The sequence below is a fragment of the Pareuzebyella sediminis genome (genome assembly GCF_008367235.1).
In the GTDB taxonomy this organism is placed as follows: Bacteria; Bacteroidota; Bacteroidia; order Flavobacteriales; family Flavobacteriaceae; genus Pareuzebyella; species Pareuzebyella sediminis.
Genome location: NZ_VTZS01000002.1, coordinates 353594 through 366820, shown reverse-complemented (window position 1 = coordinate 366820; position 13227 = coordinate 353594). Strand labels below are relative to the sequence as shown.

The 13227-nt window shown below is 40.8% G+C and carries 9 protein-coding genes; all 9 read right to left on the bottom strand.

Features of this window, described 5'->3' with window-relative positions:
• Window positions 1-112: 112 nt before the first annotated feature.
• A complete protein-coding gene (locus F2B13_RS08230) occupies window positions 113-1171 on the bottom strand; it encodes an NAD(P)/FAD-dependent oxidoreductase (RefSeq protein WP_149274597.1) in 1059 nt (352 codons plus the stop codon).
• A 71-nt stretch (window positions 1172-1242) separates the two neighbouring features.
• Window positions 1243-1482 (bottom strand): NifU family protein, encoded by a 240-nt coding sequence (locus tag F2B13_RS08225; protein ID WP_149275429.1) that lies wholly within the window; start codon window positions 1480-1482, stop codon window positions 1243-1245.
• A gap of 10 nt (window positions 1483-1492) precedes the next feature.
• The gene (locus tag F2B13_RS08220; protein ID WP_149274596.1) at window positions 1493-2635 is read right to left on the bottom strand and encodes an Mrp/NBP35 family ATP-binding protein; all 1143 of its coding nucleotides are present in this window, start codon (window positions 2633-2635) and stop codon (window positions 1493-1495) included.
• Window positions 2636-2954: 319 nt separating this feature from the next.
• Window positions 2955-3764 carry a hypothetical protein gene (locus F2B13_RS08215; protein ID WP_149303974.1) on the bottom strand — a complete coding sequence of 270 codons (810 nt, stop codon included), beginning with the start codon at window positions 3762-3764 and terminating at the stop codon, window positions 2955-2957.
• Window positions 3764-5122 (bottom strand): dGTP triphosphohydrolase, encoded by a 1359-nt coding sequence (gene dgt, locus F2B13_RS08210; RefSeq protein WP_149303973.1) that lies wholly within the window; start codon window positions 5120-5122, stop codon window positions 3764-3766. Before dgt ends, F2B13_RS08215 begins: the two co-directional genes overlap by 1 nt.
• A 79-nt stretch (window positions 5123-5201) precedes the next feature.
• A complete protein-coding gene (locus F2B13_RS08205; protein ID WP_149303972.1) occupies window positions 5202-7163 on the bottom strand; it encodes a DUF2779 domain-containing protein in 1962 nt (653 codons plus the stop codon).
• Between the two features lie 496 nt (window positions 7164-7659).
• Window positions 7660-8322, bottom strand: coding sequence for an ABC transporter ATP-binding protein (locus tag F2B13_RS08200; RefSeq protein WP_149303971.1), 663 nt, complete (start codon window positions 8320-8322; stop codon window positions 7660-7662).
• A 112-nt stretch (window positions 8323-8434) separates the two neighbouring features.
• A complete protein-coding gene (locus tag F2B13_RS08195) occupies window positions 8435-10795 on the bottom strand; it encodes an ABC transporter permease (RefSeq protein ID WP_198440098.1) in 2361 nt (786 codons plus the stop codon).
• A 98-nt stretch (window positions 10796-10893) separates the two neighbouring features.
• Window positions 10894-13203, bottom strand: a complete 2310-nt coding sequence (locus F2B13_RS08190) for an ABC transporter permease (RefSeq protein WP_149274593.1) — start codon at window positions 13201-13203, stop codon at window positions 10894-10896.
• Window positions 13204-13227 lie beyond the last annotated feature (24 nt).

Genomic DNA, 13227 nt, shown 5'->3' with positions numbered 1-13227 from the left:
CCTGATTCCTAGCCCCTAGTTCCTAACTCCTGGCTCCTCTGGCTCCTAGCTCCTAGCTCCTAGCTCCTAGCTCCTAGCTCCTAGCTCCTAGCTCCTAGCTCCTAAAAACTTATTATTCAATCGCCTTCACCACCGCCTTCGGAGCCTCCTTCTTACTACCATCAAACCCGCTGATACCACCTACCGTCGTATACTTCATCACGTATTTTTTATCAGGGAAGATGCGTTGATAGGCACTCTGGCACATCAAGGTGGCTTCATGAAATCCACAAAGAATCAATTTCAGCTTTCCCGGATAGGTATTGATATCACCGATCGCATAGATACCCGGCACATTGGTTTGATAGTCGAAGGTATCGACCTTGATCGCATTCTTTTCTATTTCGAGCCCCCAGTCGCCTATAGGGCCTAATTTTGGTGACAGGCCGAAAAGCGCTATAAAATGATCGACGGCCAAGGTAAAATCCTCGACGGCATTGGTCTTTTTTCGTATCAGTACGGACTCTAGTTTGTCTTCTCCATGAAGACCTACAATTTCGGCGGGGGTTACCAAGTTTATTTTTCCTTGATTCTTAAGTTGCTGTACCTTTTCTACGGAATCCAAAGCCCCACGGAATTCGTTACGCCGATGCACCAGGGTTACCTCGGCAGCCACGTCGGCCAAGAAGATACTCCAATCTAAGGCCGAATCACCGCCCCCGGCGATGACCACCCTTTTATCACGATACATTTCGGGGTCTTTCACCATGTATTCAACCCCATGGTCCTCGTATTTTTGAAGATTTTCGAGGAGGGGTTTTCTCGGCTCAAAACTTCCGAGTCCGCCGGCGATAGCTACTATGGGCGCTTGATGTTGGGTACCCTTATTGGTCGTAACGATGAACGAACCGTCTTCGAGTTTTTCGATGGACTCTGCCCGTTCCCCCAAGGTAAAACCGGGTTGAAAGGGTTTGATCTGTTCCATAAGGTTGTCGACCAGCTCGCCCGCCAATACTTCGGGGAAACCGGGAATATCATAAATCGGTTTCTTGGGGTAGATTTCGGAACACTGCCCCCCTGCTTGGGGAAGGGCATCGATCAAATGGCACTTCAGTTGCAATAGCCCGGCCTCAAAAACGGCAAAAAGCCCCGTCGGGCCAGCGCCAATAATCAGTATATCTGTTTGAATCATTAAATGTGGAGTTTTAATCTTTGCGAAGGTATGGGGAGAATTTCCTTTAATTTATGACTATTGTCAGACTGTTATGCAATGTTGATGACCTCTTCGATTTGGGGGGCATATTTTTTGATGGTCATTTCTACCCCGCTCTTCAAGGTCATCTGATTCACCGTACAACCGACACAGGCCCCTTCTAATTTCACCTTTACGGAATTCTCGTTATCGATGGAAACCAACGAAATATCACCGCCGTCACTCTGTAAAAAGGGGCGGATCTCTTGCAACGCCTTCTCGACGTTCGTTCGCAGTTCTTCGGCTGTCATTGTTGTCATATCACTTCTTCTTAACGGCGGAACATCCGGCCATTGTTGTTATCTTTATCGCCTCGGTCGGTGGAAGGTTTTTATTTCTGTTCACCACTTCCTGTACCGTATTTCTGGTCAAGGCCTCGAAGGCCTCTTCGACCGGGGTCGCGGTTTGCAAGGCCGCAGGCCTGCCTACATCGCCCGCTTCACGGATACTTTGCACCAAAGGTATTTCCCCTAAAAATGGCACTTCCAGATCTTCGGCCAAGTGTTTGGCACCTTCTTTTCCAAAGATATAATATTTGTTGTTAGGAAGTTCCTCGGGTGTAAAATAGGCCATATTCTCGGCAATGCCCAACACGGGTACATTAATCGAATCTTGACGGAACATGGCTACCGCTTTTCGTGCATCTGCCAGCGCTACTTCCTGAGGGGTACTTACGATCACTGCCCCAGTTATGGGCATAGATTGCATAATACTGAGGTGGATATCGCCTGTTCCCGGGGGAAGGTCTACCAACATAAAATCGATTTCGCCCCAATGGGCATCGAAAATCATTTGGTTCAAAGCCTTTGAGGCCATGGGGCCCCGCCAAATCACCGCTTGGTTCGGTTGCGTGAAAAAGCCAATGGACAACAATTTGACCCCGTAGCTTTCGACCGGTTTCATTTTTGATTTTCCATCGACATTGACCGCCAAGGGTTTTTCTTGGGCCACATCGAACATAATGGGCATGGAAGGGCCATAAATATCGGCATCCAACAAACCGACCTTAAAGCCCATTTTGGCCAAGGTTACCGCAAGGTTCGCCGTTACCGTTGATTTACCTACGCCCCCTTTACCCGAGGCTACCGCAATAATGTTTTGAATACCGGGAATGGGTTTCCCTTTAATTTCATTTACTTTTGGTTTGGCGGCCGGGGCATCGACCTTTATGTTGACCTTGATCTTCGCCTTGGCATAGACTTCTTGATGGATGATCTTTAATATCTCTACCTCGGTCTTTTTGCGGGCCTGTAAGCTGGGATTGTTGATGGTGATATCGATTTCGACCTCATCGCCGAAAATCTGTAGGTTCTTTACCGCGCCACTTTCGACCATGTTCTGGCCCTCACCGGGAACGGTGATGTGCTCTAAAGCCTTTAAAACGTCTTTCTTAGCTATCTTCATTATGTAAAATCATTCTAAACAACAAAGATACAGTATAGGGGCGAGAAGGTAAAGCGTTGACCTTGAAAAGATAGGGGGTGGTGGAATTATCAAAAATTTATTAACATGAATTTTTTTGAGACCCTTCTTAAGTAGCCGCATCAAATCGCTAGAAAAATAATTGTTTTATTGGCGCACTTATTTAATCGCGTGTTTTGCCAAATCGAAAAATGAGATTAGCCGATAGGCAAACTCATTAAAGATTCATGAAATCCGTTTTAAAATAATAATTAGTTATGAACTAAAATTCTTTTACGCCAGAAGCTCATTTTCAAACATTCTAATCCTCCATTAATTGACCGAAACCAAAGTTAAGCTGTTTCTTGGCTTCCCTATTGGCATGAATATACTTAATCAGCCTAACGGTGTCCATAACATCTTCAATAGATAACACTTTTTTATACTTGTCATATTTATTCAAGTAAATGTTCAATCTATCTTGAACGTCATAATTATCTCCTATCTGACTTATTACTTTGTCCAAATAACTCATACAATTTGGAGCAATATCTACTCCATAAAAAGTATTTAAGTAAATAGCTCGCAATAGATTTGCCTCAATTGTTGGATTTTTGACTTTATAATATTTACTTTTTTGAATAATGTTCAATTTCTTTTCCCGAACAAAGTCGTTGTAATGATTTGACCTAAAATTATTTGAGTGAACATTTACGACAAGTCCATCGTAGTTATAAAAACAGCCATCCGAGATATTGTCTAAAATATAGTCTTCATTTCTTTTTACCACAGAATCACGAAATGCCCAATTGTTATCGATACTCCATATATCTACCTCAAATCCACCTAAATCGATTTTTATTCCTAACATCCTATTGATAGAAAACGTAAGGTCCGATTCTTTTAATAAATTATTCAAATCCGTATGAGATAGTGAAACAATCATATCTAAATCCCTTGATTGTTTATTATTTATAGAATCTCTTACAAAACCTCCAACAACATATGCCGTGCCTGATATTAACAAGTTCATCATGAACTCATAAAAGTCAGGATACTTTCGCAATACTTCTTTGAACCTAGCTGCGAAAAGTCTTTTAAAGAGATTTTTGTCTTCTATTATTTCTAACACTACAATCTAATACCTTTTAGTTTTCTGTAAAGATTTAAAGCATAAGTATCAGTCATTCCGGCAATAAAGTCTACAATCAATTGTATTCTATTGTAAGCTTCATTATCATACTTGTTATACTCACTATAAATATATCTATAACTTGATGAAATATTCTTAAATAATCTCGCTTCTTTTGTATTACCCCCAGCTTTAAAGTTTTCAGATTCGGTTGCTGGAACAAAAATATCTAGCAAACCATAGATTATTTCCCAACCAGCGAGTTCAGTTTGCATTATTTTTTTATTATCAAAAACTACTGTTTGTAATGCCTCAAATGATTTTCTTATATCATTGCCAGTAGACTTGTCAATTAATTCATATTGAAATCCCCCATCCATTATTTTAACATAGTTTTTTTTAAAGCAGTCTACAATACCCTCTATCATTCTGCCCTGTGTTTCTACCCTGAATTGTTGAACGGTCAAGGACAACTTGTCAGATAATTTGTTGTCATTGCCTTTATGCATCTTATCGAGAATTTCCAACAAGTCTCTATTCGCTTTTAAATTTTCATCAAAAATCCTTCTTAGTGTTTCATAATTTAAAATTCCTAGCTTTACGCCATCTTCAATATCCGCAGCGCAATAGGCAATATCATCTGCGGCTTCCATAAGATATACTATTGGATGTCTTTTACCATTTAATCCTAATTTCTTACTGATTTCTTGATAATCTGATTCTTCAGAACAGTAATAGCCATATTTTTTATTTCTAATTTCTTTGGCCTCTTTTTTCTTATTACCCTCTAATGAATTAGATGGATATTTAATGATACTTGCTAACGTCGGGAAAGTCAAATTAAAACTATACTCATCTTTGAAAAAGTGTAATTTTCTAAGAATCCTAAAAGTCTGAACGTTTCCATCAAAATTTTCAAAATCTGCTTTTTCTTGTTTAGTGAGTTTAACCTCGCTTTTTTCGAAATATTCTTTAAAATAATCTTTGATAGCAGATTCGCCAAAGTGGCCAAAAGGTGGGTTTCCTAAATCGTGTACTAGCCCTGAGCACCTTAAAAGAGAACTTAATTGTCCTTTAAAATCTTGATTTAATTCTTTTTTTTCTATTAGGTATTTTTCAATACTCTTTCCAATAGAACCTCCTATGTAAGAAACTTCTAATGAGTGCGTTAAACGCGTTCGAATATAGTCACTTGTTTCCAATGGAAATACCTGAGTTTTGTCCTGCAATCTTCGAATTGGAGAACTTGATATCAAACGACCGTAGTCTTGTTCGAAAGGATCTCTTCCATCAATTTCTCTAGCCTTTGTTCGATTTCTGAATGTCAAAGGCTGTAATAGTTGTTCCCATTTTTTCATATAATTATTCTTTGTTTATAGTTAGTTTGGCTTAGTTAGTGTTAACCATATAATCCGAATATTTAGTTTTGTCATATAATCATGTTGTTATTTCTACGAAATGTTCATAAAGCATTACCATAGCCAACGTGTCCAATTCACAATATTTTAGCAAACTTTTTTCAAGTTCTTTTCGCTCATAATCTGTCATGTCAGTATATTGTAATTTAGAATATGCAGTTAAAGCCGCTCCTCCATTAGCAATGTTTTCAATATCAGATAGAGAGTTTTCAATCTCTTCTTCGTTCCAGTTATCAAAAACCGGAGGAAGTTGGTCATATGGATTTGAAATCTGGCCTTCTTTAATTTTCAACCAAATTTTTTCCGAACTAAAATTCTTGCTAGTAATATTTATTTCGCCGATTGGTCGGGAGTATTTATTCTTCAAATATTCACTTGTTTGGAGTGCTGCCGGTAACACTTCTTTCAAGGAATTTGAACCCTTAGTTATAGGGTTGTAGTAATACTTTTTTTCAACTTCCCAAAGGTCAACCATATCCCTATTTCCAGTCCAAGAAAAGGCGCTATTTCGAGTAGAGTGTGAAATGCTTTTAATAAAGTTCATCAATTCTCTTTTATCGGCTTCTTTCGAATCATCCAATTGACAATAAATTGCATTCAAAATACTGTTCTCATGGTTCGAATATCTAAATATGGTTCCGTTGTCATTTTCAAGAGCTTTTTTTAATGCTCTAGTAAATTCAAAATTGGGAAATTCACCTGCTTGACTATTGATATATTCAGTAGCATGTATTATGTTCCCTTCATTATTATAAATATGATGAGAAAATTGAAAAGCAATTTGTTCATAAGGTTTAGTGTTTTTATTGAACGGTAAAGCTGCAGCACTGGTTTCAAAATCAATAAAATGAAGTGGAAAATCCCATGATTTCATTTCTTGAATCAAAGCATCTTTGTTCACATAAATTGAGCTATCATTTTGAACTTCTTTTTCAATTTGTAGCCACTGCCGATGTGATGTTGTTAATTCGTCTGGTTCAATCTTTAAACCTATTAGATCTCCAGAAAGTTCAGACTTAAATTGAACTCCATCTTGAAAAAGCTTAGCACCTCTTCTAAAAGAATAGATATCAAGAATATTTGGTTTATTAAACTCTTCTTCCGACCATTTGTGCTGTTTTCTGAAACACTCCTCGAAACCGGATTTTAGACCTATCTTCTTGTCTTCGATAGAGGTTTTAAATTCACAATTTTTGCAGCTCATAAAACTTGTTGGCCAATTTGCGTACTGGTCGTTGTGATATAGTTCTTTGAATTTTGAAATAGATTCTGTAAAATTCAATCCTTTTGTATACTCAATTTTATCAGACTCTATTTCTTTAACAACATCTGTTACTTTTTTTAAACCAAGAACAGAACTTCCCGTTTCTTCCAAAGTAGATACTTTCTTGGATATGCCAGTTCTATTTTCTTTAGTTTTATTTATTCTGAATAATTGATTTAGCCCGTCAATACTAGCTTTTTTCTTCTTATCGGCCAACATCAAATAGGACTCAATGCTCCAATTTGGATAACAAAGTTGCATTACATGTTTTTGAAATGCGACATCAAATAAGTATGGCTTCCATGTACTTACAATTCCTCCTCGTTTACCAATCAATAGAAACTCATCTTCTGGGTCAAAAGATTTTGATTTTACTTCAATCAATTTTACCAAATTACCCACTTTTACTAGAATATCAGTTCTAATAAAGAGTCCATCAACTAAAAAGGCGGCTTCATAAATTGAAACGTTTTCTTTTTTAAGTAATTCTTTTGTTTGATTATATGCAGCTTCATATTCCCCTGGTTCTCCTTCGACCAGTATGCCATTCGGATAATGCATTCGAGCTAGTTCTTCTACTTGAAAGCCACCTTGCGCTAAAGCCTCTAAAAAGGAGTCTTCCTTTTTTAAATTCGCATATACTTTTTTACCAGCGTAATAAAGTTTATTTGGACATTCTAATCCAAGTTTATATTTAGACTTTGTTAATACCCTCATCTTATTGTTATTGCTTCATGAAAATTGACTTAAAGTTCAAGCCAGAGTAAAATAGATAAGGAATCAGGTAATTTTTGGAGTGTTTTCTAAGATATGGATTTAACAAGAAACCAATTACGGTTTTCTGTAAAGAATTGTCATTTGAGTAAAATACCATTTCACACACATTACACTCCCCTCCTACATCGGGTCGTGTAAAAAGTGCTTATTAATTGCCAATTATTTGTTTTTTAAAGAAAAATGTAAAGAAAGTGAAGTGCCAAATACGACGCACACCAACCCGCTAAAAAAATTGCAAGGTCACTGACCTTGCAATTTTATGCCTTATCCAAGCAAAGTTGCATAACGCAGAACATTATACTACATTTTGTATTATTGGGTTAGCCAGTGGCTGAATCCAACATCATCAAAGATGGAGTGCCACATTTTAACGAAAGGCCCGTTTTTTATAAAAGCCATTTTGCTATGCTATGACCTTTTTAAGCCCGGCATAAACCTACACCATACGCCCATCCAACAGATTGACGATGCGTTTGCCGTATTCCGCATTTTTTTCGGAATGGGTCACTTGAATAATGGTGACGCCCTCATCGTTCAGTGCTTTAAAAAGTGTCATGATTTCTTCCCCTTGTGCCGAGTTTAGATTGCCTGTGGGTTCATCGGCCAGTATCAGTTTCGGCTTCGAAATCAGGGCGCGGGCCACCCCTACCAATTGTTGTTGGCCCCCGCTTAACTGGGTCGGGAACAAATCTTTCTTGCCGACAATATTGAAACGGTCCAACATATCGGCGACCATGGCCTTTCTTTCCGAGCCTGAATGTTTTTTATACAACAAGGGCATTTCCAGATTCTCATAGACCGTCAGTTCATCGATCAAATGGTAGGCCTGAAACACAAAACCGATATACTGTTTGTACAGGTTTGCGCGATGTTTTTCTTTGAGTTGATGTACCGGTTCATCCAAAAATTCGTATTCGCCTTCGTCAAAATCATCGAGCATGCCGATAACGTTGAGCAAGGTCGATTTACCCGAACCCGAAGGCCCCATGACGGAGATAAATTCGCCTTCTTCGACCTGCAGGTTGATATCTTTCAGAAGGAAGACACGCTGCCCTCCTTGTTGTACCCATTTAAAAATGTTGTTTAGTTGTAAAAGCATTGTTTTTGTTTTTTATAGTATTCCTGTGCTAAGCGTTCTTGATTCCAAATAGGCGACAATCTAAACCATTTTTAACTTTTTCACCTTTTTTATAGAGGCATTTTCCATTATCCTATTCCATGCGCAAACTTTTGGTCGGATTGGTGGTCGCCACTTTTATTGTCTGGTAGCTTACCGTTAGCAACGCGATACCCAGCAATATCGAACCGGCCAATGCAAACATCCACCATTCGATATCGATACGATAGGCAAAACCTTGAATCCAATCGTTCATAAGATACCATGCGAACGGCAGGGAAATCAGCATGGCGATCGCGATCAACTTCATAAAATCTTTTGATAGCAACCGAAAAAGGCCGGCTACATTGGCCCCCAAAACTTTTCGCACCGCAATTTCCCTGATGCGCTGATGCGCCGTAAACATGGCCAGCCCAAAAAGGCCCAAACAAGATATGATGATGGCAAGAACGGCAAAGGTTCCTGCCAATTGCTGAACTTTTTGCTCCTGTTTATATCCTCTTTCTATGGCCTCGTCCAAAAAATGATAGGTGAACGGCAATGCACTGAACTTATCGTGTACCTCCTCCATATGGGCAAGGGCATCCGTTGTTCTTCCGGGGGCGGTCTTCACATAAAAAAGATACGTTTGCGTGGGGCGGCACCTGATGATCATGGGTCCGATCGCATGGTGCAACGAAGCAAAGTGAAAGTTATCGGTAACCCCGACAATCTTGCCGCCTTCATCCCCCCAAAAACTAAGTGATTTTCCGATAGGGTCTTGAAGGCCCATCGCTTTGACCGCCTCCTCATTGACCAAATAATTCAAGGTGTCGGTCGTAAATTCCGGGGAAAAATTTCGGCCTTCCCGTATCGGGATATCCAGCATTTCGGTCAATTCAAAATCTACGGTTAGAATGGAAAACCACTTTTGGCCATCTTGAGGGTTTCCTCCTTCCCAAACGGGATCGGAAGTGGTACCCCCAATATCTATAAAATTGCTGCTGGCCGAACTTACGTCTTGAATACCTGAATAATTGGCCAGTTCGGCCTTGATGGTCCGCGACTGTAGCCAAGTTTCCTGATCTATGGGCATATAGATGATATTTTCCCTATCGATACCCAAGTTTTTGTTCTGAACGAATCGCAGTTGTAAATAAACGACCAAGGTACCCGTAATCATCACCATACATAGGCAAAACTGAAAAACGACCAGGCTTTTACGCAAAAGGTTTTCGCCCCTATTGCCCTTCAGCTTTTCGTTCAACGCGGTCACGCCCTTAAAAGAGGCAAGTGAGAAAGCCGGATACAGTCCCGAAAGCAGTACCGTCGCCAAGGCAATACCCCCAAGAATACCGTATAGGTGACCATCGGTAAAATCTACGGACAACTCCTTTTCGGTTATTGTATTGAACATGGGCATGGTGAGTACGGCCAGTAGTACGGCGACCCCGACCGATAGTACGACAAGCACGACCGATTCGGTAAAAAACTGCCCCAACAAAGACCCCCGGCCCGCCCCCAATACTTTTTTGATGCCGACCTCCTTAGAACGTTTTACGGCCCATGCCGTGGTCAGGTTGATAAAATTAAAACAGGCAATAAGCAGCGTAAAAAGGGCAATAATCGCAAAAAGAATGACATAGTCGATGTTACCGCCGACCGCTTGCCCGTTCTCGAATTTCGAATAGAGGTAGTTGTCTTCCAAAGGCTGTACTGATAACGTTCGAAACGTATCGTCCCCCGCTTTTTCGGGAAGGTGCTTTATCTTTCGGCCTATAGCTTCAAGACTGGCGTTCTCTTTTTGAAGCAAGTAGGTATTCATCCATGTATTGCCCCAGCTTTTATTGTTCATGGGCAAGAAATTGTCGATCGGAACGACCGCATCGAATTGCAGGGTAGATTGCCCAGGGATTTTTTTAAAAACACCGGTCACCAAAAAAGGTTCCGACGTTTCGTCGAGCATGAGTTCGACCATTTTTCCGACCGCATTTCCGTTCGGAAAATAAATGGCTTCCAATTCTTCGGACAGTACGATATTTTTCAGGCCGTTCAAGCATTTGGAAACTTGACCTTCTTTAAGGGGAAATGAAAACAGATCGAAAAAACCGGCATCTGCCCCGACGACATCGGCACCCATAGATTTTTCATCCACCCTTAGGATGGCTTCCCTGGGGCCTGAACGGCGAACTGCCATTTCCACCTCTGGAATCTGCTCTTCCAAGGCTTCGGCAACCGGGTATCCTGTTTGGCCCCATGTGCTTATCTCCCCTTCCTCCGATTCAATATTGGTCATTACGAGGCCGATGCGATCTCCCTTTTTATGAAAACGGTCTTTTGCAACCTCATCGGCGATCCATAGCGCAATCAACAAGGTGCACCAAAGACCGAGGGAAAGTCCCACGATATTGATCAATGCAAAGCCTTTTCGTTTGCCGAGGTTTCTAAAAGCGATTTTTATGTTATTTAAAAGCATCACTATCTGTTTTCGTTTCATTCCCAAAAGGCCGGGAATCTGTTATACTCCTTTTTTCTTTTCAATTTTCCCAACGTACGGAACATATTTGATGTGGATTACTCATCGCGCAACGCATCAACGGGATTGGCTACCGCCGCACGCCAACTTTGCCAGCTAACGGTGAGTAGGGCGATCAATACTATAATCGCGCCGACAAGTATAAAGAGCCACCCGTTGAGCTCGGTTCTATAGGCAAAATTCTCAAGCCAGCGCTTCATAATATACCAGGCCAAAGGCATGGTAAATAAAAAGGCTATAACGGCCCATTTCACAAGGTCTTTGTTGAGCAAGGTTATTATTTCAGAAATCTTGGCACCGTTAACCTTGCGTATACCGATCTCTTTCGTTCTTCTTCGTCCCGAGAGGAAGGCAGCCGCAAACAGCCCCATCATCGACAAAAAGATGCTTATGGCACTACAAGCCCCGATAAGTTTTATGTAGTTGGTGTTGTCCCTGTGCATCCACTCAAATCGCTCTCCAATCGTTTCGACGTTCAATGGGTAATCGGGAATCAGTTTCTTCCATAGCGTTTGAATGGCCATTTTCACTTCTTTTTCCTGGCCCGTAATCGGTTTGACCATTAAATAATTGCCACTATCCCCGTAAAAAACATATCCCGGGGCTACCCGGTTCTTCAGGTTGTCGTAATGAAAGTCATTTACGATACCGACCACCGTAAGCTCTTCATTTCCCGGAAGGGGTTTACCGATCAAATCACGGTCAGGGAAAAGACCGGCCAAGCTCTTATTGATGACACAGGTATTCCTGCTCGCACTCGGTGTCGGGGAAAAGCCATTACCGGCAACGACATCGATGCCCAGAACATCGAGGTACTGCCGATCACCCATAAAAGCCGAGGCCGTATATTCACGTTCTTCCCCTTGTTCTTCATACGTAAGCCGTAACAAATAATGTTCTAGCACGGGAGAGGCCATAGCCACGGCAACCTTATCTACCATAGGAAGCTTTTCAAGTTCAGTCTTAAAAACCGATGCCTTATCTTTTTGGGCCATTGGAATGCGTACCTCGGCAACTTGCTTGTTCAAGCCGATATCCTTGTCAGAAATGTAGCGCATCTGTTTTAAAATCACTGTGGCCCCCACCATCAACAAGAAGGTAATGGCCAATTGAAGTACGTTGAACGCAGGCATATGAATTTTAGGTTTGGGGCCCATAAAATTTCCCATCCCTATGAACGACCTTGATTTGGCTACATTTTTCCAAACGAACAATGCCGAACCCCCCAATAGTAAAAGTGGTATTCCCAGTATAAAAAATAGACTTGACCCATCCATTAGATGGCGCATTTCAATACCGGTATTCACCAGATCATTGTAAAAAGGAAGCATCCATAGCACAATGAACAGCCCCAGTACCACGGCCAAAAAAACCGGCAATACCAAGGTGCCCATAAAACCAAATACCAATCCTACATCCGAACAACCGTTGATACGACGAATGGACATTTCTTTCGTCTTTTGAACCAGGAGGTTTCTAACTAGCATCAGGTAGTTGAAAATGGCCACGCTTATTATCATTAGACCTATAATCAGAGCTATGTGCAAGTCTTTCCGATCGCGCACATTGTGGATTGCTGCGGTAAGGGAAGTGTCATAATAAACCTTCCTCAGTTTTTGAAGACTATATGCACCGGGATTACCATTATGAATTATCGGAATGGTATTCTTTTGCTCACTGAACTGTGCTTCTAGCCGGGATGCGTTGCCCTCATCGGACAACATTACAAAAGCAAAGGAATCACCGGCTCCTATTTTCTTGACCATATCAAAGTTCAACACGGTTGTTTTCGATGGCTTTTCGAATACCCCCGAAACATATAGTTGCTCGCTTCCCGAATTGTTGGTCAGTGTTATTCTTTTACCGATCGGATTTTCGTTTCCAAAATATTTTTCCGCTAATCTTTCAGAAATGACCACTTGATCGGATACTTCCAAAATTCCGTCTGATGCTTTTGCTATGAGCCGATAAGTAAAAAAATCAAAGAAGTTGGGGGAGGCCGAAATTACTTTATAAGTTTCGTCAAAATCATTAGTACGGACACTTACCCTTGGTGAACCGGAATTTTTGTACCGACAAAAGTCCGCTACCCCAGTAAAGTTTTGTTTTATATATTCGGCCCCACCTTCCCTGACCACATGCATTTTTGCCGTATTTCCAAAAGGACTTTCAGCTTCCAGGGCATATATTCTTTCCCCATGTTCCTGAAAACTATCCGGATTGTATTCTCGAAGCAAAAAAATAGAAATGAGGTAAACACAGGCCAGCCCAACTGCCAGACTTAGCACCGTGATACTCGAAGTAAGCCGATATCTATTAAAATTGCGAAATGGAATCTTAAGGTTCATTGGGTATTCAGTATATCAATTTTT